Source organism: Oerskovia douganii (assembly GCF_015142735.1).
GTDB lineage: Bacteria > Actinomycetota > Actinomycetes > Actinomycetales > Cellulomonadaceae > Oerskovia > Oerskovia douganii.
This window is the reverse complement of record NZ_JACSPN010000002.1, coordinates 275,460-296,527: the sequence shown is the minus strand read 5'-3', so window position 1 is coordinate 296,527 and position 21,068 is coordinate 275,460. Positions and strand designations below refer to the sequence as shown.

The 21,068-nt window shown below is 74.1% G+C and carries 20 protein-coding genes; 9 read left to right on the top strand and 11 right to left on the bottom strand.

Going from position 1 to position 21,068, the window contains the following annotated elements:
* Positions 1-23: 23 nt before the first annotated feature.
* Positions 24-323, bottom strand: coding sequence for a Dabb family protein (locus H9623_RS02980; RefSeq protein WP_193718590.1), 300 nt, complete (start codon positions 321-323; stop codon positions 24-26).
* A gap of 180 nt (positions 324-503) precedes the next feature.
* Complete coding sequence (locus H9623_RS02975) at positions 504-1,262, bottom strand: type 1 glutamine amidotransferase (protein WP_321575251.1); 759 nt, start codon at positions 1,260-1,262, stop codon at positions 504-506.
* A gap of 125 nt (positions 1,263-1,387) precedes the next feature.
* Between H9623_RS02975 and H9623_RS02970 the strand changes: the two genes are divergently transcribed.
* Complete coding sequence (locus tag H9623_RS02970) at positions 1,388-1,996, top strand: NYN domain-containing protein (protein WP_193718589.1); 609 nt, start codon at positions 1,388-1,390, stop codon at positions 1,994-1,996.
* Positions 1,997-2,118: 122 nt separating this feature from the next.
* On the opposite strand, the gene H9623_RS02965 is transcribed toward H9623_RS02970, so the two are convergent.
* Positions 2,119-3,318, bottom strand: a complete 1,200-nt coding sequence (locus H9623_RS02965; RefSeq protein ID WP_193718588.1) for a winged helix DNA-binding domain-containing protein — start codon at positions 3,316-3,318, stop codon at positions 2,119-2,121.
* 137 nt (positions 3,319-3,455) lie between these two features.
* Between H9623_RS02965 and H9623_RS02960 the strand changes: the two genes are divergently transcribed.
* The 5 genes from H9623_RS02960 (at position 3,456) to H9623_RS02940 (ending at position 8,978) form a co-directional block, all read left to right on the top strand.
* Positions 3,456-4,205, top strand: coding sequence for a response regulator transcription factor (locus tag H9623_RS02960; protein WP_056645367.1), 750 nt, complete (start codon positions 3,456-3,458; stop codon positions 4,203-4,205).
* On the top strand, positions 4,202-6,019 hold the full coding sequence (locus H9623_RS02955; protein WP_193718587.1) for a sensor histidine kinase: 1,818 nt from the start codon (positions 4,202-4,204) through the stop codon (positions 6,017-6,019). The genes H9623_RS02960 and H9623_RS02955 overlap by 4 nt, the downstream gene beginning before the upstream one ends.
* Positions 6,020-6,081: 62 nt before the next feature.
* Positions 6,082-6,819: an HD domain-containing protein gene (locus tag H9623_RS02950; RefSeq protein WP_193718586.1), complete on the top strand. Its 738-nt coding sequence runs from the start codon at positions 6,082-6,084 to the stop codon at positions 6,817-6,819.
* A gap of 206 nt (positions 6,820-7,025) precedes the next feature.
* On the top strand, positions 7,026-7,316 hold the full coding sequence (locus H9623_RS02945) for a WXG100 family type VII secretion target (RefSeq protein WP_193718585.1): 291 nt from the start codon (positions 7,026-7,028) through the stop codon (positions 7,314-7,316).
* Positions 7,317-7,382: 66 nt separating this feature from the next.
* Entirely contained in the window at positions 7,383-8,978 is a 1,596-nt protein-coding gene (locus H9623_RS02940) for an outer membrane protein assembly factor BamB family protein (protein WP_193718584.1), read from the top strand.
* 2 nt (positions 8,979-8,980) lie between these two features.
* On the opposite strand, the gene H9623_RS02935 is transcribed toward H9623_RS02940, so the two are convergent.
* On the bottom strand, positions 8,981-9,382 hold the full coding sequence (locus tag H9623_RS02935) for a winged helix-turn-helix transcriptional regulator (protein ID WP_193718583.1): 402 nt from the start codon (positions 9,380-9,382) through the stop codon (positions 8,981-8,983).
* Between the two features lie 80 nt (positions 9,383-9,462).
* Here H9623_RS02935 and H9623_RS02930 point away from each other — a divergent pair, with 80 nt between their 5' ends.
* Both H9623_RS02930 and H9623_RS02925 read left to right on the top strand, forming a co-directional pair.
* A complete protein-coding gene (locus H9623_RS02930) occupies positions 9,463-9,873 on the top strand; it encodes a RidA family protein (protein WP_193718582.1) in 411 nt (136 codons plus the stop codon).
* Positions 9,874-9,936: 63 nt separating this feature from the next.
* Complete coding sequence (locus H9623_RS02925; RefSeq protein WP_193718581.1) at positions 9,937-10,800, top strand: 4'-phosphopantetheinyl transferase family protein; 864 nt, start codon at positions 9,937-9,939, stop codon at positions 10,798-10,800.
* A 28-nt stretch (positions 10,801-10,828) separates the two neighbouring features.
* Here H9623_RS02925 and H9623_RS20220 read toward each other — a convergent pair whose 3' ends face one another.
* The 4 genes from H9623_RS20220 to groL all read right to left on the bottom strand — a co-directional run bounded on the left by H9623_RS20220 (position 10,829) and on the right by groL (position 16,832).
* Positions 10,829-13,393, bottom strand: a complete 2,565-nt coding sequence (locus H9623_RS20220; RefSeq protein ID WP_193718580.1) for an iron chelate uptake ABC transporter family permease subunit — start codon at positions 13,391-13,393, stop codon at positions 10,829-10,831.
* A gap of 105 nt (positions 13,394-13,498) precedes the next feature.
* Positions 13,499-14,278, bottom strand: a complete 780-nt coding sequence (locus H9623_RS02915) for an SDR family oxidoreductase (protein WP_193718579.1) — start codon at positions 14,276-14,278, stop codon at positions 13,499-13,501.
* Complete coding sequence (locus tag H9623_RS02910) at positions 14,275-14,934, bottom strand: isochorismatase family protein (protein WP_193718578.1); 660 nt, start codon at positions 14,932-14,934, stop codon at positions 14,275-14,277. The genes H9623_RS02915 and H9623_RS02910 overlap by 4 nt, the downstream gene beginning before the upstream one ends.
* Before the next feature lie 263 nt (positions 14,935-15,197).
* Positions 15,198-16,832: a chaperonin GroEL gene (gene groL, locus H9623_RS02905; protein WP_193718577.1), complete on the bottom strand. Its 1,635-nt coding sequence runs from the start codon at positions 16,830-16,832 to the stop codon at positions 15,198-15,200.
* A gap of 236 nt (positions 16,833-17,068) precedes the next feature.
* Here groL and H9623_RS02900 point away from each other — a divergent pair, with 236 nt between their 5' ends.
* Positions 17,069-18,523 carry a glycoside hydrolase family 15 gene (locus H9623_RS02900; protein WP_407671823.1) on the top strand — a complete coding sequence of 485 codons (1,455 nt, stop codon included), beginning with the start codon at positions 17,069-17,071 and terminating at the stop codon, positions 18,521-18,523.
* Positions 18,524-18,547: 24 nt separating this feature from the next.
* On the opposite strand, the gene H9623_RS02895 is transcribed toward H9623_RS02900, so the two are convergent.
* The 3 genes from H9623_RS02895 to H9623_RS19895 form a co-directional block, all read right to left on the bottom strand.
* Positions 18,548-20,038 carry a phytoene desaturase family protein gene (locus H9623_RS02895; RefSeq protein WP_321575250.1) on the bottom strand — a complete coding sequence of 497 codons (1,491 nt, stop codon included), beginning with the start codon at positions 20,036-20,038 and terminating at the stop codon, positions 18,548-18,550.
* A gap of 5 nt (positions 20,039-20,043) precedes the next feature.
* Positions 20,044-20,247 carry a cold-shock protein gene (locus H9623_RS02890; protein ID WP_193718575.1) on the bottom strand — a complete coding sequence of 68 codons (204 nt, stop codon included), beginning with the start codon at positions 20,245-20,247 and terminating at the stop codon, positions 20,044-20,046.
* Between the two features lie 133 nt (positions 20,248-20,380).
* Positions 20,381-21,055, bottom strand: a complete 675-nt coding sequence (locus tag H9623_RS19895) for a LytR C-terminal domain-containing protein (protein WP_193718574.1) — start codon at positions 21,053-21,055, stop codon at positions 20,381-20,383.
* Positions 21,056-21,068 lie beyond the last annotated feature (13 nt).

Genomic DNA, 21,068 nt, shown 5'->3' with positions numbered 1-21,068 from the left:
GCCCCGGTCCTGCGGCGCACGCGTCAGCCGGTGGTGAGCGGCTCGTAGTCGATCTCGAGGAAGTCCTCGACCTCGGGCACCCACCGCTGCGCGACGAACGCCCGGTGGTCCGGGTGCCCGTCGTAGGCCGCGTACGCCTCGGCGTCGGCGAACTCCATCGAGAAGCCGAACGTGAACGCGTTCTTGGTGCTCGTCTGGCGCAGCTGCTCGAACCTCTCGACGCCCGGGATCTGCGCCAGGACGCGCGCGTCGGACAGGAAGTCGGCCTCGGCGGCGGACCCCGCGGGGTGGCGCAGGCGGAAGGCGACCGTGTGTCGGATCATCCGGACACCCTGCCACCGACCGCCCCGTGGCGACCGCGGACACGCAGGGCACGCGGCCCACCAGCCACGAGACGGGCGGTCCCGCACCGGACCGGTCCTGCCGTCACGGCCCCGCGCACCCGTCTCGTGCGCACGCACCCGTCTGGTGCCCCGGGCCCGCCCGCCTCGCCGACGCCGGACCTACGCCCGCACGCCCCGGTGAGCGACGTCGTCGTGCACCACGGCGAGGAACGACTCCGCGAGGAGGCGGCCCGTCCCGAGGACCTCGTCCTCGAAGGGGGCGGCCTCGGCCACGACCGCGTCGGCGTCCACGTCGGGGTGGTCCTCGGCCCAGCGGCGGATCGTGTCGAGCGTCGACTCGGGGTGGAACTGGACCCCCAGGGCCGAACCGTGGCGGAAGGCCTGGTACGGGTACATGTCGGACATGCCCAGCCAGGTGGCGTCCTCCGGCAGGTCGATGACGGCGTCGGCGTGCATGCTGACCGTGAGCGAGCGGGCCCGCTTGCCCGTCCCCGCCGCGGCGCGAGCCAGCGGGCCCAGGACCGGGTCCGCCTCCGCCCCCGACTTCCAGAACACGCGCGTCAGACCGACCTCACGGCCCGGAGGGGCGGCGACCTGCACGTGCCCACCGCCCGCGACCGCGAGGAGCTGCGCACCCAGGCAGATCCCGAGCGTCGGCACCGCGGAGATCACGGCCGCGCTCAGCAGGTCGCGGAGAGCGGGGAGCCAGGGCGCGACGTCGTCGGCGTAGGCGGACATCTGCCCGCCCAGGACCACGAGCCCGTCACCCAGGTCGGTCACGTCCGGCAGGGCCTCGCCGTCGAACGGGCGCACGAGTCGGACGTCAGGACCGAGCCGGTCCGCGAAGGTGTCCAGGGTGACGTCCGGGGAGTTCTGGACGACCGTGATCCGGACCGGGTCGAGAAGCTGGAGGTTCACCGCTGAAAGGTACTCGTTACCCGGGGTTCACGTGCAAACGGTGCCCACGCCTCGACCCGATCCGTGTCGGGGACGCGACCACGCGCCGGACCGCCCGCCCCGCCACGGCGGATAGGCTGGACCCCATGTCGGACTCCAGCACGTCGAACGGCCTCGTCAGCACGCAGGGTGAGGCCAGGCGCCGCACCTACCTGATCGTCGACGGGGAGAACATCGACGCGACGCTCGGCATGAGCGTCCTGGGCCACCGGCCGAACCCCGAGGAGCGTCCCCGCTGGGACCGCATCGTCGACTTCGCGGCGAACCTGTGGAACCAGGACGTCACGCCCCTGTTCTTCCTCAACGCGTCGTCGGGGCAGATGCCCATGGCGTTCGTCCAGGCGCTGCTCGCGATGGGCTACCGCCCCATCCCGCTGGCCGGGTCGAGCACCGAGAAGGTCGTCGACATCGGTATCCAGCGCATGCTCGACGCGCTCCAGGACCGCCCGGGCGACGTGCTCCTCGCGAGCCACGACGGCGACTTCATCCCGCAGGTCGAGGACCTCCTCGACGACACCGACCGCCGCGTGGGGCTGCTGTGCTTCCGCGAGTTCGTGAACTCGCGGTTCACCGAGCTCGCGTCGCGAGGCCTGAGCTTCTACGACCTGGAGGACAACGTGGGCGCGTTCCAGACGGTCCTGCCGCGCGTCCGGATCATCCCGCTCGAGGAGTTCGACCCGCTGCGCTACCTCTGAGTCCGTCCCGGGTCGTCGGACCCACCGGAGGGCGGGGCTGCGCACGTCGCGCCGCCCCGCCCTCCTGCGTCCCACCAGCGGCCGGGCGGCGAGGCGAGCGGGCCGGGCGGGGCCCGGCAGGATCAGCCCCGCAGCTCGCGGTACAGCGGCGTGGGGAACGACGCGGTCACGCCTCCGCCGTCGAGGAGCCCGGTGATCCGCCGGGCCTCGGCGTCGACGGCGGCCACGCCGTCGGTCCCGACGTCCTCGAGGAGACGCACCGCGGGCGTCCCGTCGGGGCGCACGGCCCACGCGCCGACGATGCGCCCCTCCCACCAGACGGTCGCGCCGATGTTCCCGGCCGTGTCGAACAGGTGCTCCCGGTGCGGGCCCAGGTACCAGTCGCGGTGCTTCCACCCCATGGCCGTGGGGTCGAGGGAGGGCAGCAGGGCGACGTGCCCGGCAGTGGACCCGGGGGCGGGCGTCAGGTCGGAGGACCGCAGCGCGACGCCTGCCCCGAGCCCGTCGAGCTCGACCTCGCGTACGTCGAGCGCCGCGAGCGCGGCACGGGTCTGGCCCAGGTTCCACCCGGTCCACCACTGGAGGTCCGCGACGGTCGCGGGGCCGAACGCCTCGAGCCAGTCGTGCGCGAGCCGCACCCGGGCCTCGGCCTCGTCCAGCGCGGGAACCCCGCCGGGCAGCCAGTCCTCGACGGGCCGCCACAGGAAGCGGTTGGAGGACCACCCGCCGGTCGGCTCCCCCCGCACGATCCGCCCCTCGGCCGACAGCAGCGACAGCAACGGCGAGGTCAGCGAGCGCCGCACGTCCCAGGACCTGGTCGTGGTGGGCAGGAACGCGGTCCGCAGCACGGGCGCCTGCGCGGACAGCTGCGCACCCGTGAGGGGGCCGTGCTGCGCGAGCGCGTCGTGGACCTGCTCCTCGGCGTGCTCCAGGAAGGCCGCGGCGTCGGTCACGGGAGGGTCCGTGGGGAGGGTCGCGAGCTCCTTGAGGAGGCGTGCCCGCAGCCGGCGCCCGACGGCGGCGCTCGCCCCGGCGTGGACGACCGGCACCTGGTCGCGGGGCACGACGAACAGGGTGCGGCGCATCGCGAGGACGCGCACCAGGGAGCGCCGGTCGTACATCGCGGCCTGCACGTCCTCGATGCGCAGCCCGGGGACGCGCGCGAGGACGGACAGGTAGACGCTGGGCGCGTCGGTCGCGTGGAGGGCGACGAGCCGGTCGACGACGCCCTCGACCGTGCTCTCCGGGGCGGGACCGCCCGCCCCGAGGTCGAGCTGGTGCGCGACGAGGCGCGCCCTCCTCCGGTCGTCGCTGATCCGCATGCCTGCATCCTCCCGCCTCGACGGCCTCGTGTCAGGACCGGGTCGGCCCGCGGCACCATGCTCCGGCACGCCACCCACGGCCCGGGCCCACCGCTGCCGCCCAGGCGACTCCCAGGGTTCGGTCGCACACTGGAACCATGAGCGAACCCGAGGCACGGCTGGTCGTGGTCGACGACGAGCCCAACATCCGTGAGCTGCTGTCCACGTCGCTGCGTTTCGCCGGTTTCGAGGTCTTCGCGGCCGCGGACGGCACGAGCGCGCTCAAGCTCGTGCGCGACGTCGAGCCGGACCTCGTGGTCCTGGACGTCATGCTTCCCGACATGGACGGGTTCACCGTGACGCGCCGCATGCGTGCCACGGGTCAGCACACGCCCGTGCTCTTCCTCACGGCGCGCGACGACACGCAGGACAAGGTCACGGGCCTCACGGTCGGCGGCGACGACTACGTGACCAAGCCCTTCAGCCTCGAGGAGGTCGTGGCCCGCATCCGTGCGGTGCTGCGCCGCACGCACGCGGAGCCCGAGGACACCGCGGTGCTGCGCTTCGCCGACCTCGAGCTCGACGAGGACTCGCACGAGGTGCGGCGCGCGGGCCAGGTCGTGGACCTGTCGCCGACCGAGTTCAAGCTGCTGCGCTACCTCATGCTCAACGCGGGCCGCGTGCTCTCGAAGTCGCAGATCCTCGACCACGTCTGGCAGTACGACTGGGGCGGCGACGCGAACATCGTCGAGTCCTACATCTCCTACCTGCGTCGCAAGATCGACAACCTCACGGTGACCGGTCCCGACGGCACCGAGGAGCCCGTCCAGCCGCTCATCCACACCAAGCGCGGCGTCGGGTACCTGCTGCGCACGCCCCCGGAGTCGGGGAGCGCCCGCAGGTCATGAGCACGTCTCCGTCCTCGTCGCCCGGCAGCGCGCCCGGGTCGCCGGGCTCCTCGGGCGCGCTGCCGCCGGTCCCCCCGCCCCCCGGCCCGACGACGTCACGCCCCTCCTCGACGCCCCGCACCCAGGGTGCGGCGCGTCCTGGGACCAGGGCCGCGCCGTCGGGCCGCGGCGACGGCCCGAGCGGTGCCGGCCCCAGCGGTGCCGACCCGAGCGGTGCCGGCCCGAGCGGTGCCGGTGGGCCCCGCCCTGCCGCGCACGACGCGCCGACCGTCCCCTCGCCCGACGAGCCCCGGCCCTACGGCAGGCCCGTCCCCACCGAGAACTGGGGCTGGTTCGCCCGGGTGCCTCTGCGCGCGCGGCTCGTCGCGATCATCGCGCTGCTGCTCGCCGCGGGCCTGGGCATCACGGCTCTCGCGACGACGACCGTGGTCGCGCAGTACCTCGTGGGGCAGGTCGACCAGCAGCTCCAGCGGACCTCGGAGAACGTCGCGAACAACCCTCTGAGCCAGTTCAGCCAGGGCGAGGGCGCCCTGCCCAGCGACTACTACATCGTCTACCGCCTCTCGTCCGGCGTGAGCAGCCCGCTGTACGACACGGACACCGTCGAGCGTTTCGGGGCGCCCGACATCCCGGCGATGTCGACCGAGGAGGTCCAGCGCATCGTCGGCGAGCCGTTCACCGTCGGCCCGAAGTCGATCGGGTTCATCGTCCCGACGGACCCGACGCAGTGGCGGGTCATGCCGCTCATCAAGGGCGACGGTTCGACCGCCTTCGTCGCGCTCCCGCTCAGCGGCATCCACGAGACCGTCAAGGTGCTCGGCAGGACGCTCGCGGTCAGTGCCCTGGGGATCGCGCTGATCGGTGGCGCGGTCGCGTACCTCGCGGTCAAGCGTGCGCTGCGCCCGCTGCGCGAGATCGAGGAGGCCGCCGCGGACATCGCCGGTGGCGACCTGACACGCCGCGTGCGGCCCGCCCCGCCGAGCACCGAGGTCGGCTCGCTCGCGGAGTCGCTCAACACCATGCTCAACCACATCGAGCGGGCGTTCGCGGCCTCGGAGGCCTCGGAGGCGCGGATGCGGCGCTTCGTGTCGGACGCCAGCCACGAGCTGCGCACCCCGCTCGCGACGGTGCGCGGCTACGGCGAGCTGTACCGGATGGGAGCCCTCACGACGTCCGAGCAGATGGACGACACCATGCGGCGCATCGAGGACTCCGCGACGCGCATGGGCACGCTCGTCAACGACCTGCTCGCGCTCGCCCGGCTCGACGAGGGCCGTCCGATCCGGCGCGACCCCGTGAACCTGGCGGCGCTCGCACGCGACTCCGCGGGCGACCTCCACGCGCTCGACCCGACGCGCGAGGTGCGGATCGTGGGGTTGGGCGGGGCGGCCGACGACGCGCCCAGGGACCTCACCGTGATCGGTGACGAGGACCGCCTGCGGCAGGTGCTCGCCAACCTCATCGGCAACGTCTCGCAGCACACCCCCGACGGGACGCCGGTCGAGATCGCGCTCGGTGTGCAGGCGCCGGAGGGCGGCGGTCCCGCGCCCGTCGCGGTCCTCGAGGTCCGTGACCACGGACCCGGCATCACGCCCGAGCAGGCGGCCCACGTGTTCGAGCGGTTCTACCGCGCGGACTCGTCCCGCAACCGCGCCTCGGGGGGCTCCGGCCTGGGCATGGCGATCGTCGCGGCGATCGTCGGCGCGCACCACGGGCACATCTCCGTGGCCCCCACGCAGGGCGGTGGCCTCACGGTTCACGTGGAACTCCCGACACAGGGCTACGATGGCGGGTCGTCGGCGGATCGGACGTAGGCTCGAAGGAGCATCCGTGCTCGTCGACGCACCCTGTACCCGCATCGAAGAAGGCTGATCTCATGGGCGTCACCACCTCTGACGCACCGCAGTGGTTGCTCACCTCCTGGACCCGTAGCTGCAAGGGCGCCGGGGCGACGGCCCCGCTCGAGGAGATCCGCGCCGTGGGCGAGGGACTCCTCGAACGGTGGAACCAGCCGGACCGGCACTTCCACAACCTGCGCCACCTCGCCGACGTGCTCGGACGCGTCGACGAGCTCGCGGAGGAGACGCACGACGCCGACGTGGTCCGCCTCGCGGCCTGGTACCACGGCGCGATCTTCGACGCGGCACGCAAGGCCGCGTACGCCAACAAGGGCGGCGAGGACGAGAGTGCGAGCGCGGCGCTCGCGTTCGAGCAGCTGTCCGCGCTGGGGGTCCCGGAGAAGGCGTGCCGCCGTGTCGCGTTCCTCGTCAACGCGCTCGTGCGCCACGCGCCGGACCCTGCGGACTTCGACTGCGCGGTGCTGTGCGACGCGGACCTCGCGATGCTCGCGGCCGAGCCCCAGCGGTACAAGGAGTACCTCAAGGACGTGCGCGACGAGTACGCGCACATCCCGCTCGCCGACTACCTGCGCGCGCGCACCGCGATCATCACCAAGCTGCTCGACCGCCGTTCGCTGTTCTCGAGCCCTCTCGGTGCCGCGTGGGAGGAGCCCGCGCGGCAGAACCTGGACGCCGAGCTGCAGCGCCTGCGCAAGGAGCAGAAGAAGCTCGAGGCGTCGGCCCCGCCGGCGCTCGTCGCGCCGTCGCCGCACTGAGCAGCCCGGCGCGTGCCGGCGCGTCCCGGTTCGCCACGGGGACGAGCCGTGCACAGGCCCGCGCCCTGAGGCCGCGCGCACAGGTGCTGTGTCTGCCCCTGCCCGACGGCGCCGCTCACCCCTAGCGTCCTGCCCACCCGGTCGCGACCGTCACGCCGGGCGGGGCCCGGACGGAGCCCCTCGGAACCGGAGAGAGGCAGGACGACATGAGCAGGTACGAGGTCGACAGCGCACGGGTCGCGCAGGCGAGCGCGGCGGTCGGAGGGTCCGTGACGGCCATCCGCGCCGAGGTGGGCGCCATGCTGCGCAACCTCCAGGACCTCCAGGCGAGCTGGCAGGGCGGGGCCGCCACGGCGTTCGCCGGGGTCATGGTCGAGTGGCAGGGCGCGCAGGTGCACGTCGAGACCGCGCTCGACTCGATCACGACCGCGCTCGGCTCCGCGGCGCAGACGTACGCCGACGCCGAGGCCCAGGCCGCGCGGCTGTTCCTGCGCTGAGGGTCACGGGCGTCGCGAGCCGGTCCCCGGGGGTGCGGATCCCTGCGGGTCGCTAGGCTCCCCTGCATGCCGCGCCGCCGCCAGTCCGCCGCCCCCCGGGCGGTGCCGTTCGAGGTCGTCGAGGACCTGGACCACGAGCCCGTCACGCCGGGGGGACCGGCGGGACCTGCTGGGGACGGGGAACCCCCGACCAGCAGGGGCGACGACGAGCGTGGTCGCGACGGGCAGGACGAGGGACCTCCCGGGGCGGGGGACCCGCCGTCGGGCAGGAGGACGGTCCGCTGGACGCCGTGGGCGGCCGGCGCCGCCGTCCTCGCCCTCGTGGTCGGCGGGCTCGCGATCGGCGGGAAGATCGAGGAGCGACGCACCGCGGCGCGGCTCGTCGCGAGCAAGGGCGGCGTGCTGCCGTTCACCGGGCCCCCGCGCGAGCTGTGGTCCCTGGACACCGGTGACCACGTCTGGATGCCGTTCGGGGGCATGCTCCTGCGCCGCGACGCCGCCGGCACGAGCGAGACGGTCGCCGCCGTCGACGTCCTGACCGGTCAGGAGGTGTGGCAGACGGCCGTCGGGCCGCAGGCGTTCTGCGGCCGAGACGTCTACTGGTCGGCCTTCACCCCGGACGAGGGGCCCCTGCTGTGCCTGTCCGGTACCCCGGACGCCATGGTGGTCTCGGTGCTGGGCGCGGACGGGCAGGTCACGGGGAGCCGAGAGGTCGGCGCGGTCGACGAGGCATCGGGGTACGCGGTGGGGCCGGGCAGCACGGTCGTCCACGTCCGCCGCGACGGCCCCGTCGGTCCACCGGTCGGCCCTCTCGAGCTCTACGACGAGAACGGGGACGCCACCTTCGTCGAGGCGCCCGGAGGGCGAGAGGTCGTCGTGACGCTGGAGGACGCGCTCTCGGGGGACGTGCTCTGGGAGAACCGGGTGCCGTTCGTCGCACCGACCCAGGCCTGGGAGTGCCAGGTGCTCGACGACGGGATCGAGGCCGCCCTCATGCTCGACCAGGTGACCTCCCGGACGACGGGCCAGGTCGTCACGGTCGACGGGTGCGGGATCGACGCGGCGTTCGACGCGGACGGGACCCGTCTGGACGACCCCGTCATCCGGGACGACGAGGTCCTTCCGTTGACCCCGGGAACCGTGAGCCGGTTCGATCCCTCGACCATGCGCTCGGTCGTGCTCGACCGCACGGGCTCTGCACTGTGGGAGGTCACCGGGCAGATCCTCCGGCCGTCCGCCTCCGACGGGACGAGCGAGGACATCGTCGTCGTCGGCACCCTGAGCGGCCTGGCGGCGTTCCACCCCGACGGTAGGCAGCTCTGGCAGGTCTCGACGTCCGGCAGCACGCTGCACGTGCACACGAGCGTCGCCATGGTCGTCGACGACGGCGCGAACGGCCTGACCGCGATCGACCCAGCGACGGGCCGCACGCTGTGGACCGTGCCCGGCGAGGACTCGGTCTACCCGTTCGGGGCCGCCACCGACGGCGCCCAGATGGTCGTCCTCTCCCGCACCGCCGACGGGTCCGCCCGGTCCGTCGGGTACGACCTCGCGACCGGCGAGGTGCTGTGGACCGGCACGGACACCCAGGACGTGGGCATGGTCGGCTACCGGGGTGCGCTGCTCCAGCTCTCCGAGAAGCGGGTGAGCAGGGTCGGCTGACCCTACGCGCCGCGTGCCTCCGGCTCGTGCGCGGCCTCGTCGTCGAACCGGTCGCGGGCGCGTTCGACGTCCTCGCCATACGTCGCGACCCACCCGAGAAGCGCGTCGATCGGTGTCCGGAGCGACTTGCCCAGCGCTGAGATGCGGTACTCGACGGCGACCGGGCGCGAGCGGACCACGACCCGCTCGACGATCCCGTTGCGCTCCAGCCGGCGCAGGGTGGCCGTGAGGGACTTCTGCGTGACGGCGGGGATCGCGCGGCGTAGCTCGTTGAAGCGGGAAGGGCGTTCGCAGAGCTCGTCGAGGACGTGGACCGACCACTTGTCCAGCACCTGGCCGAGCAGGTCCCGGTGCGAAACAGTGATCTCCAGACGGTCGCCGGCATGGCGAGAGGTTTCTGTCACGAGACCTAGTCTCGTTGAAGTGTCCTTCGGCAACCACGTATCACTGGGGTACCACCCCGACCATCGACGAAGGACCACCCATGACCGTCAGTCTCCTCTCCCCTGCCACCCTGGTGGCGGGCACTCCCTATCACCACGTCGCGATCAGCACCGGAACCCGCCAGGTGCACGTCGCCGGGCAGGTCGCCGCCGGCCACGACGGTCGACCGGTCGACCCGGACGACCTCGCCGGGCAGGTCGCGCAAGCGCTCGTGAGCACCGCGAACGGGCTCGAGGCGGCAGGGGCCACGTTCCGCGACGTGGTCCGTCTCACGTTCTACGTCGCTCGCTGGACGCCCGACAGGATGGGCGAGCTCCTGGCCGGCATCGAGACCGTCGCCGCCCGTCTCCAGATCCCGCAGCCCATGCCGCCCTCCTCGCTCATCGGTGTCGAGGCCCTGTTCGAACCTCATGTCCTCGTCGAGGTCGAGGCGACAGCCGTGCTCGACTGAGACGCACGGATCACACGCCGCTCTCGCAGCCCCAGGGATCGTCCCGGCCCCTAGAGTGTCGACGTGCCGACTCCCCTCCTGACCGCGAGCGTCACCGTCTGGTGCGCCGCACCCGGTGCGACGGGAGCCGCAGGATGGCTCTCCCGCGACGAGGGGCTGAGGGCAGCCACGTTCCGGCACGAGGAGGACCGCCGGCGCTTCGTCACCGGCCGGGCCCTGGTCCGCGCAGCGCTGGGCGAACGTCTGGGCGTCGACCCGGCCGACGTCACCATCCGGCGGGGGCGGCGGGACGGCGCCTCCCCTGGCCGGCCGTTCGTCGAGGGGGCGCCGTCGTTCTCGATCGCCCACGCGGGCGGCTGGGTGCTGGTCGCGGTCGTCGGGACCGTGACCAGCTCCCGAGGCGTCGCGGGCGACGCCACGAGCGACGGCGACCCGGACCTCGCAGCGGGCGTGGACGTCGGCGTGGACGTCGAGTCCACGGCACCGGCCCGGGACCATCTCCGGGACCTGCTCGACGCCGTCCCCCCGGAAGAGGTCCCGGTCGGTGGCTGGGACGCCGTGACGTTCACGCGGTCGTGGGTGCGCCGCGAGGCCGTGCTCAAGGCGGTCGGCACGGGGCTGCTCGCGCCGCGCGACGACCTGCTCCTGTCCCGGGCGGACCGCCCGGCGGCGGTCGTCCGCAGCGGGGGCGCGCTCCCCGCTGCGGATCGGCTCGCGGTCTCGGACGTGGGCCTGCCGGAGGGGACGCCCCGCGCGACGGGCTCCGTCGTCCGGGGCGGACCCGACGACGGCACCTCGTCCCTCGCCGCCGTCGCGCTCTGCGCGCCGCACCATCCCCCCGCGCTCGGGACGGTCACGCTCTGCGCCGGGTCGACGCTCCTCGCACGGCACGGTGCCGGGGCGACCGCCCGGCTCGGCCTCCCCTGAGGCCCGGTGCGCTCGGCGCACCGCCCCCTCAGCGCACCTCGCGGCTCTCGCGCAGGAGCAGCCACAGCAGGAACGGTGCGCCGACCGCCGAGGTCACGACCCCGACCGGCAGGTCCACGGGCAGCGAACGCGCCCCGAGATCCGCCGCGAGGACCACGCACGCCCCCACGAGCCCGGCGCCGAGCGGGGGCGGGCCCTGGGCCGCGAGCGCCCGCCACGCGATCTGGGGCGCGACGAACGCGACGAACGGGACGGGCCCGGCCGCAGCGGTCGCGGCTGCAGCGAGGACCACGGCCAGCCCGATCTGCACGAGCTGGGCGGCCGACCGGCGGACGCCCAGGCCCACGATCACGCGCGAGTCGAAGCGCAGGACCGCGAGCCAGCGGGTCGAGAGCGCGCTGAGCACGACGGCGACCACGACCACGGCAGCGACCGGGCCGACGATCGCGAGGCTCGCCCGGTTGAGGCTCCCGGTCATCCAGACGAGGGCCGCGTTGAGGTCCGGCAGCTCGGCCCGCACCAGGAGCCACGACGTGATCGCCGACGCACCGGCGTTGACCCCGAGCCCCACGAGCACGAGCCGGTACCCCTCGATCCCGCCGCGCCACGCGAGCGCGCAGATGAGCGCGGTCGCGACCAGGCCGCCGAGGACGGCGACGACCGGCAGCCCGGACGCGATCAGGAACCCTCCGACCGCGCCCGTGCCCGTTCCGGCGAGCACGATGGCCGCGACCGCGGCGGCGGTGGCCCCGGCGGTGACGCCCAGGATGTCGGGGCTCGCGAGCGGGTTGCGCGCCACGGACTGCGTGATCGCCCCGGCGGCACCGAGCGCGAAGCCCACGACGAGCGCGGTCAGGGCGCGCGGGGCGCGCAGGCCCAGGACCACGAACCGGTCGCCCGGGTCTCCCGCGCCGAGCAGCGTCCGGACCACGTCGCCCGCGGGCAGCACGTACTCGCCGACCATGATCGAGGCGACGAGCAGCCCGAGCACCAGCGCGACGAGCCCCGCGCCGACCAGGACCTGACGACGGCTGCCCGGGTGCCGCCGCAGGGGTGCGAGGGCGCGCCCGAGCCGCCCGGACGGCCCCAGGACGCGGGGGCGCCTCTTCGGGTCGTCGGAGCAGCGCCCCTCCGGCACCTCCTCGGTCGGGGGCCGGGGGCCGTTCGCGAGGTGCGTGGTCATGAGCGGTCTCCCAGGTGGCCACGGGCGAGGACGACGAACAGGGGCGCCCCGACGAGGGCGATGACGATCCCGACCTGGATCTCCGACGTGGCGGGGGCGAGGCGACCCACGACGTCGGCCCCCAGGACCAGGACCGCCCCGCACAGCCCCGCGACCGGGACGCGCCAGGCCGGGCCGCCGAGGCCGAGCCGCGTCGCGGCGTGCGTCGCGGCGAGTCCCACGAACGCGATCGACCCGCACGCGGCCGTCGCGGCCCCCGCGAGCAGCGTGACCGCGAGCAGCCCGATCATCCGGTCGCGCACGACGTGCCGGCCGAGCGCGACGCCGAGCTGGTCGCCCATCTCGAGCGCACCGAGGGTCGGCGCGTTGAGGCGTGGGGTGCAGCGCGTAGACGACGTCGAGCACGGAGACCCCGGGCCTCAGACGGGCCGTGACGGGAGTGCCCAGGTGCCACAGGTGCGAGGTCGCGACGAGCTCCGGCCTCGCGGGCACGTCGAGGTCCTCCTCGCGGGCGACGAAGCCGCGCAGGACGTCGCGGATCGCGTCGGTCACGAACGCGTGCTCGCGCAGGTCCTTGTCCGAGGTCAGCAGGCGCTGCGCGGTCGCGCGGTCCTCGTCCGGGTCGGACGAGCGCGGGGCCGAGCCCGCGAGGGGGTGGCTGTGGAGCACGCCGTCGCGCACCGAGACGAGGAGCTCGGGGCTCGCCCCGAGCAGGTGCCCCTGGCCGCCCGGCAGCTCGACGTCGAACACGTACGCGTCCGGGTCCGCGCGCCGCATCGCTGCGCGCACCGCACCCCGGTCGAGCGGGCCCGGCGCGGACACGTCGAGCGTGCGCGCCAGGACGACCTTCTCGGCCACCCCGTCCTCGAGCCGGGACACCGCACGCCCGACGGCGGCCCGGAAGACCGCGTCGTCGCGGCCGGGCAGGCCGGGCGCTGGTCGGGCCGACGGGCTCGTGGTCGACGCGCCCGCCGCTCCTGCGCGGTCGCCGTGCCCGTGACGACCGCCGTCGTGCGCCGGGTCGACGACGGTCCGCCACGACTGGTGCGCCGGGACCACCAGGTGCGCGGGTCGGGCCGGGTCGAACGGGATCGTGCCCACGAGGACGGGCGCGGGCTCACCGGCCCAGCGCGCCGAGGCGGCCCGTGCGAGCAGGTCCCGGGCGGCGGCGGCCACGGTCGGGCCGTCCCACGAGGGCACGTCGAGGCGTTCGCGCACGCCGTGCGCCACGAGGGCGACGTGGGGCGAGGCGAGACGGAACTCGGCGTACCCGGGCGCCGCGCCGTCGTCCGGCAGCGCGCCGTCCTCCCGGGTGGTCGCGAGCCGACGGCGGGCGTGCGCCGGGTCGGGCGCGACCGCGGGCGTCGTCGGGTGAGGTGCCGGGTCGTCGAGCACGGTGAAGCCGTTCATGAGGCGTCCTCGTCGGTGTCGATGGGGTGCGTGAGCCTGCGCGGGGTCGTCCGCAGGGGACGTGCGAGGGGGTCGTGCGGTGACGCGAGGGGGGGTGGGGCCGGTTCAGCGGAGCGTGGCGCCGCCGTCGACGACGAGCTCGTGCACGGTGATGTGCCGGGCCGCGTCGGAGGCGAGGAAGACGACCGCGTCGGCCACGTCCTGCACCTCGGCGAGGCGCCCGAGCGGGATGCCGAGCCGGAAGTCCTGCGGCGTCCCGGCCACGACGCGGGACTCGGCCGCCTCGTCGAGGACGGCGACGTCGTCGGGCCCGACGGACCCGGCGAGCGCCGCGAGCATGGGCGTGCGGGTCGAGCCCGGCGAGACCACGTTGCAGCGCACGCCGTACGGTGCGAGCTCGAGACCGAGCGAACGGGTCAGGCTCGACGCGGCGGCCTTCGAGGCCGCGTACGCGGCCATGCCGACGCGCGGGACCCCCGCAGCGTTCGAGGCGACCGTGACGATCGCGCCCCGCCGACGCGAGGACAGACATCGCGCGACCTCGCGCGAGACCAGGTAGACGCCCGTCGCGTTGACCGCGAGCACGGCCTGCCAGTCCGCGAGCGAGGACTCGGTCACGACGCCCGGGCGCAGGACGCCCGCGGCGTTGACGAGGACCTCGATCGGGCCGACCTCGTCCTCGACCCACCGCACGAGCCGGACCACGTCCGCCTCGTCGGTCACGTCGAGCCGCACCGGGACGACGGCGCCCGCCGGACGCACGGGGGTGGCCGGACCGTCGAGGTCTCCCGCCACGACCACGTACCCCCGCGCGGCGAGCGCGTCCGCGACCGCTGCCCCGATGCCGCCCGCGGCACCGGTCACGAGCGCGACGCGCGCGCTCATGCCCCCACCACCGCGGGGACGCGCGCCCCGAGGTGGGTCAGCACGTCGTCCGTCGTCCCGACGACGGCGCACCGGTCCGCGGCCCAGGCGAGGGCCTGGCGGTGGTGGGCGAGCGAGAAGTCCGCGACGGCGTCGCCGACGAGGAACGGCTGGACGTCGTGCATGAACGCGTCGCACGCCGTGACGAGGCAGCCGATGTGCGCGTAGACGCCGGTCACGACGAGCTGGTCGCGGCCCTGCGCGCGCAGCAGGTCGCGCAGGCCCGTGCGGACGAACGCGTCGTAGCGCCACTTGGTCAGCACGGTGTCCCCCGGCTGCGGCGCGAGCTCGTCGATCACGACGTCCGTGCCGTCGTCGGGGATGCCCGGGCCCCAGAAGTCCGTGAGGAGTCCGCGGTCGGCGGGCCGCTGCGCGGGCGGCTGGGCGGTCAGGACGACCGGGACGCCGAGCTCGCGTGCCGTCGCGGCGAGCCGGGAGATGTTGCGGACGGCGTCCCGCAGGGCGGGCGACGCCGGGTCGAACGCGTTCACGAAGTACTGCTGCATGTCGTGCACGAGGAGCACGGCGCGGGCAGGGTCGGCCTGCCACGTCACGCGGTTGCTCGGGTACTCGTGCGGTGCCGGGCCGTCGTAGGCGGCGATCGTCGGCAGTCCCATGGTCCCCCCAGAGCCAGGTGTATCGAGTAGGTGTCCAGTGAGTTAGGTAAACCTTTCCTCACTGAGGTAGACCTAAGCACAGACTTCACCCGCCCGGAAGACCCCGTCCACGGAACGGACAGATGGCGACAATCTGCCATCTCGATCCCTGCGGTCGAGGCCCCGGGGACGACGAAGGGCCGCCCGGCCAGGTCTCCCTGGCCGGACGGCCCTTCGAGTCGGCTGCGCGGGCTCCTACGAGCCCGGCCGCGCGAGCGGACGGATCAGAAGTCCATGCCGCCCATGCCGCCGTCGCCACCCGGCATCGGCTGGTTCTTCTCCGGCTTGTCCGCGACGACCGCCTCGGTCGTGAGGAACAGCGCGGCGATCGACGCAGCATTCTGCAGCGCGGAGCGCGTGACCTTGACCGGGTCGTTGACGCCTGCGGCGAGCAGGTCCTCGTAGACGCCGGTCGCGGCGTTCAGGCCGTGGCCCGAGGGGAGGTTGCGGACCTTCTCGGCCACGACGCCACCCTCGAGACCCGCGTTGATCGCGATCTGCTTGAGCGGGGCGTCGATCGCGGCGCGCACGATCTGCGCACCGGTCGCCTCGTCACCGACCAGGTCGGTGATCGCCGAGGTCTCGAACGCCACGGCGCCGGCCTGGATGAGGGCCACGCCACCACCGGCGACGATGCCCTCCTCGACGGCAGCCTTCGCGTTGCGGACGGCGTCCTCGATGCGGTGCTTGCGCTCCTTGAGCTCCACCTCGGTCGCGGCGCCGGCCTTGATGACCGCGACACCACCGGCGAGCTTGGCGAGGCGCTCCTGGAGCTTCTCGCGGTCGTAGTCGGAGTCCGACTTCTCGATCTCGGAACGGATCTGGTTCACGCGACCCGCGATGAGGTCGGCGTCGCCGGCACCCTCGACGATCGTGGTCTCGTCCTTGGTGACGACGACCTTGCGAGCCTGGCCGAGCAGGTCGAGGGTCGCGGTCTCCAGCTTGAGGCCGACCGTCTCGGAGATGACCTGGCCACCCGTGAGGATCGCGATGTCCTGCAGCATGGCCTTGCGGCGGTCGCCGAAGCCCGGAGCCTTGACGGCGACGGACTTGAACGTGCCACGGATCTTGTTCAGCACGAGGGTGGCCAGGGCCTCGCCCTCGACGTCCTCGGCGATGATGAGGAGGCTGCGGCCGGCCTTCATGACCTGGTCGAGCAGCGGCAGCAGGTCCTTGACGTTCGAGATCTTCGACTCGACGATCAGGACGTACGGGTCCTCGAGGACCGCTTCCTGACGCTCGGGGTCGGTCTCGAAGTAGCGGGCCAGGAAGCCCTTGTCGAAGCGCATGCCCTCGGTGAGCTCGAGCTCGAGGCCGAACGTGTTCGACTCCTCGACGGTGATGACGCCTTCCTTGCCCACCTTGTCGAGGGCCTCGGCGATGAGCTCGCCGATCGCGGGGTCACCGGCCGAGATCGCGGCCGTGGCGGCGATCTCTTCCTTGGTCTCGATCTCCTTGGCGGCGACGAGCAGCTGGGCCGTCACGGCCTCGACAGCCTTCTCGATACCGCGCTTGAGGGCGATCGGGTTGGACCCGGCCGCGACGTTGCGCAGGCCCTCGCGCACGAGCGCCTGGGCGAGCACGGTCGCGGTGGTGGTGCCGTCACCCGCGACGTCGTCGGTCTTCTTGGCGACCTCCTTGACGAGCTCCGCACCGATCTTCTCGTACGGGTCGTCGAGCTCGATCTCCTTGGCGATGCTCACACCATCGTTGGTGATGGTGGGCGCGCCCCACTTCTTGTCGAGGACGACGTTGCGGCCCTTGGGGCCGAGCGTGACCTTCACGGTGTCGGCGAGGACGTTGAGCCCGCGCTCCATCCCGCGACGAGCCTCCTCGTTGAAGGCGATGATCTTTGCCATGGGGATTGATCCTCCGCTGGTGGCGTGTGGCGGTCGGTCGGCGCCCGCGACGGACGGCTCGCGCACACCGGCGTTCATGTCACGCCGACTCGCGGGCCTCACCTGACGACCAGAGAATTCTGTCACTCTCATGACGAGAGTGCTAACGCCATTATTGGCACTCCCCCGGTGCGAGTGCAAGACCGGGCAGCCCCTATCGCCCCCAGCGGAACGACGAGCGTCCGCCTCGCCCTAGGATGCCTAGCGTGAGGTTCGCGACGACGAGGTGGCGGCTGGCGGTGCTGGGGGCGGCGATCGCCCCCGTCGTCGTGCTGGCCACCGCGGGCGCGACCCCCGCCCCGCTCCCGACCGACGCGCAGGTCGACCTCTACCAGGACGGCGTCGCCACGGCCGGCGCCGACTCCCTGCTCCGCCTCCCCCGGGACATGGCGGCCACCTACCTCGACGGGAGCCGGGTCCTCGACCCCGCGGCGCTCGACCCGGCCTGGCTCGCGACCGGCCTCGACCCGGCGGACGGCGAGGTCGACCGGCTGACCGTGATCGCCGGCTCGACGCTCGCGACCGACCAGCTCTTGGACCCCCGCGCCGCCCGGCGCGCCGCGGACGCGTCGCGTGCCTGGCTCGCAGCAGGAGACGTCCCCGGCGCCGGGACCCGGTTCGCGGACCTCGGGGAGAGCGCCCTGCTCGACATGCACGCGATGACGCTCACGAACGGGGCCTCCCTCGCGGCCGCCTCCCCGCGCTGGCGCTACGTGTGGCCGCGCGACTCCTCGTTCACCGCGGCCGCGTACGCCCGGACGGGGCACGTCGACGACGCCTTGCGCGTGCTCGACTTCCTGCGCTCGGTCCAGGAGCCCGACGGCTCGTTCCACGCACGCTACCTCCCCGACGCGTCCGGGGTCCCGGACGAGCGCGGGCTCCAGTCCGACGGCAACGGGTGGGCCCTGTGGTCCGCGTGGACCGTGATCGACGAGATCGAGGACCCCGGCGAACGCGCCGCGGCGCACGAGCGCCTCGCCCCGCTCGTCGACGCCTCGACCGACTACGTGCTGGGGCTCCTCGACCCGGAGACCGCCCTGCCGCCGCCGTCGAGCGACTACTGGGAGGTCCACCCGACCGAGCTCACGCTCGGCACCGCGGCCCCGCTGCTCGCAGGCCTCGAGGGGGCCCTGTCGATCTACGCCGACGCCGAGCGCTGGGACCGGGCGGCCGACGCGGCCCGCGCAGCGCTCCGGCTGCGGGCCGCCGTCGAGGAACGGTTCGGCCCCCAGGGGTACCCGCGGCACGCGTCCGGCGGGCCGCAGGACGCCGCGACCACGTTCGCCCTGCCACCGTTCCAGCCCACGGCGCTGAGCGGCGCCGACGAGGCGTGGCGATCGTCGGTCATGTCCATGCTGCGCCCTGCGGGCGGCGTCGCCCCCGGAGCCGGGTGGCGCACCGACGGGATCTCCTGGACGCCGCAGACCGCGCTGTTCGCCCTGGCGGGCGCCTCGACGGGAGAGATCGAGGTCGCGGAGAGCTGGCTCGACTGGCTCGACCAGCACCGGACGGCCTCCGGGGCCATCCCGGAGAAGGTCCTCGCGGACGGGTCCCCCGCCGCGGTCGCCCCCCTCACGTGGAGCGCGTCGCTCGTCGTGCTGACGCTGGCCGAGCTCGAGGACCAGCGCGCGGCGGGCGCGACGCTCCCCTGAGCCGCCAGGGCCCGGACCCAGAGGTCAGGGCGCCAACCGTGGCAGGTGAGGCACGTCGAACTCCCGGCGCAGCACGCGCTGCGCCGCGTACCAGCCGCCGAGCCCGTGGACCCCGGGGCCCGGAGGCGTCGAGGCCGAGCACAGGTAGACCCCGTCGAGCCCCGTCGCGTACGGGTCGAGGCGCGCGGTCGGGCGGGCGACCATGCGCCACAGGTTGACGGCCCCGGCCGAGATGTCGCCGCCCACGTAGTTCGCGTTGTGCTCGCTCATGCGCGCGGCGGGCACGCAGCGCGAGGACACGACGACGTCGCGGAAACCGGGCGCGAACCGTTCGACCTGGGCCGTGACGGCCTCGGTGACGTCGACCGTGGAACCGGCAGGGACGTGCGCGTACGTCCACAGGGGGCGCAGGTCCCCCACCCGGCGCGACGGGTCGACGACGGTCGGGTCGCTCACGAGCACCATGGGACGCTCGGCGTGCCGCCCCTCGGCGACCGCGGCCTCGGCGGCGGCCATCTGGGCCCGCGTGCCACCGACGTGGACGGTTCCCGCCCGCCCGACGTCGGCGTGCTGCCACGGGACGGGCCCGCGCAGGACGAAGTCGACCTTGGCCGCCGCGTTGCCGTACGGGAACGCCGTGAGCGCACGTGCGGCGCGTCCCGTCAGGCGGGACCCGAAGACCTCGACGACCGTGCGCGGGGTCGTGTCGAAGATGATCGCGCGCGCCGGCGGGAGGTCCGACTCCGAACGGACCGGGTGGTCGGTCACGACCTGGCCCCCGTGCGCCTCGAGGTCTGCGACCAGCGCGGTCACGATCGCCCCCGAGCCGCCGCGCGGGACGGGCCAGCCGCCCTCGCTGTGCGCGAGGGACGCGAGGAGCATCGCGACCCCGGCCGAGGCGAGCGACGGCATGGGGGCGATGCCGTGCGCCGCGACGCCCGTCAGGAGCGCCGGCGCGACGTCCCCCACGAACCGCCGGTCCCACAGGCCCGTGCCCTGCTCGAGGACCCCGAGGGCGAACCGCGCCGCGGTCGGGACGCCGCGCGGGAGGAGGCCCGTGGGGATGCTGCGCTTGTCGAAGAGGGCCGTCGCGACCGCGTGCCCGGGGTTCCGGGACAGCGAGCCGACGAGCGAGCGCCACGCGGCGCCGTCGGGCCCCAGCCCGTCGACCGTCCGGTCGAGGTCCCGGTACGCGATCCCCGCCCGGCCCCCCGGCAGCGGCTGGGCGTACGAGACCTCCGGGACGAGCAGCTCGACCCCGCGCGAGGGCAGGTCGAACGCCTGGAAGAACGGCGAGGCCCACGCCATGGGGTGCACGGCCGAGCAGATGTCGTGGACCATGCCCTCGGCCAGCCCCAGCTCGAGCGTGCGGGACCCGCCACCGACCGTGGGCTGCGCCTCCAGGACGCGCACGGACAGCCCCGCCCGAGCGCACGTGACCGCCGCGGCGAGCCCGTTGGGCCCGGAACCGACGACGACGACGTCCACCTCGGCCAGGTGACGAGCTGGGGTCACGGCACTCAGAGCGCGCGCACCTGCTCGGCCTGCGGGCCCTTCTGGCCCTGCCCCTGCTCGTACTCGACCTGCTGGCCCTCGTCGAGGGACCGGTAGCCGTCGCTCTGGATCGAGCTGTAGTGGACGAACAGGTCCGGACCGCCGGCGGCGGGGGTGATGAACCCGAAGCCCTTCTCGGCGTTGAACCACTTCACGGTGCCCTGAGCCATCTGCGTCTCCTCGCGGGGTGCGGACCTGCGTACGGACCTCGGGACACCAGCGTCCCGGGGTGCGTCCGAGCCTAGTGGCAGGGCTCACGCGCCGAAAGCGCGCCCGACGAACCGGCCGGTCGGGCGCAGCCCGTCAGGACGCCGGAGTCAGCTTCTCCTTGACGATGACCATGACGTCGCCCTCGCGAAGAGTCTGCTGCGTGACCTGCTCGGCGGGGATGCCGAGCACGGCGGCGACCGCGAGCGCCGTCTCCCGGCGGTTCTCGACGTACCAGATGGAGTTCGCCGTGACACCCGAGTCGCCGGGGTACGCCTCGAACTCGACGCCCGTGAACCCCTGGGCGTCCAGCGCGGCCTTGCCGACACGGGACTCGCCCTCGGGGCCGTCGTCGTTCATGACACGGACGAACGCTGCCTTGTCCGCGGCGGCCAGGAGGGTCGCGACGTCGACGGCTGGCGCGACCGGCTCCTCCGCCGTCCCGTCGTCCGCCGGGGGCTCCTCGGCCGTCCCGCCGTCCGCGGGCGGCTCCTCGGCCGCGCCCTCGTCGGCAGGCGGTTCCTCGGCGTCCGTCCCGGCCGGCGTCTCGACCGCAGGCTCCTTGGGTCCTGCCGACGGCGTCCCGGCGAACCCGCCCGAGATCGCCGCGACCCCACCGATCGCGAGACCCGCGAAGATCACCGCGACGAGGAGGAAGGGCCAGGTCTTGCTCCAGCCGCTGCGCGGAGCGCGATAGACCCCCACGGGCGCGCCCTCGGGCGCGGGGACGTCGAACTCGTCAGGCGCGTAGGGGTAATCGCTCTTGCTCACGGCGACAGGTTAG

Excerpts from the sequence above, each read along its gene's own strand:
- H9623_RS02955 (WP_193718587.1), top strand. The coding sequence starts at position 4,202 with ATGAGCACGTCTCCGTCCTCGTCGCCCGGCAGCGCGCCCGGGTCGCCG.
- H9623_RS02965 (WP_193718588.1), bottom strand. The coding sequence starts at position 3,318 with ATGCGGATCAGCGACGACCGGAGGAGGGCGCGCCTCGTCGCGCACCAG.
- H9623_RS20220 (WP_193718580.1), bottom strand. The coding sequence starts at position 13,393 with ATGAACGGCTTCACCGTGCTCGACGACCCGGCACCTCACCCGACGACG.
- H9623_RS02945 (WP_193718585.1), top strand. The coding sequence starts at position 7,026 with ATGAGCAGGTACGAGGTCGACAGCGCACGGGTCGCGCAGGCGAGCGCG.
- groL (WP_193718577.1), bottom strand. The coding sequence starts at position 16,832 with ATGGCAAAGATCATCGCCTTCAACGAGGAGGCTCGTCGCGGGATGGAG.
- H9623_RS02960 (WP_056645367.1), top strand. The coding sequence starts at position 3,456 with ATGAGCGAACCCGAGGCACGGCTGGTCGTGGTCGACGACGAGCCCAAC.
- H9623_RS02900 (WP_407671823.1), top strand. The coding sequence starts at position 17,069 with ATGCCTAGCGTGAGGTTCGCGACGACGAGGTGGCGGCTGGCGGTGCTG.
- H9623_RS02930 (WP_193718582.1), top strand. The coding sequence starts at position 9,463 with ATGACCGTCAGTCTCCTCTCCCCTGCCACCCTGGTGGCGGGCACTCCC.
- H9623_RS02950 (WP_193718586.1), top strand. The coding sequence starts at position 6,082 with ATGGGCGTCACCACCTCTGACGCACCGCAGTGGTTGCTCACCTCCTGG.
- H9623_RS02890 (WP_193718575.1), bottom strand. The coding sequence starts at position 20,247 with ATGGCTCAGGGCACCGTGAAGTGGTTCAACGCCGAGAAGGGCTTCGGG.
- H9623_RS02940 (WP_193718584.1), top strand. The coding sequence starts at position 7,383 with ATGCCGCGCCGCCGCCAGTCCGCCGCCCCCCGGGCGGTGCCGTTCGAG.
- H9623_RS02980 (WP_193718590.1), bottom strand. The coding sequence starts at position 323 with ATGATCCGACACACGGTCGCCTTCCGCCTGCGCCACCCCGCGGGGTCC.
- H9623_RS02915 (WP_193718579.1), bottom strand. The coding sequence starts at position 14,278 with ATGAGCGCGCGCGTCGCGCTCGTGACCGGTGCCGCGGGCGGCATCGGG.
- H9623_RS02970 (WP_193718589.1), top strand. The coding sequence starts at position 1,388 with ATGTCGGACTCCAGCACGTCGAACGGCCTCGTCAGCACGCAGGGTGAG.
- H9623_RS02910 (WP_193718578.1), bottom strand. The coding sequence starts at position 14,934 with ATGGGACTGCCGACGATCGCCGCCTACGACGGCCCGGCACCGCACGAG.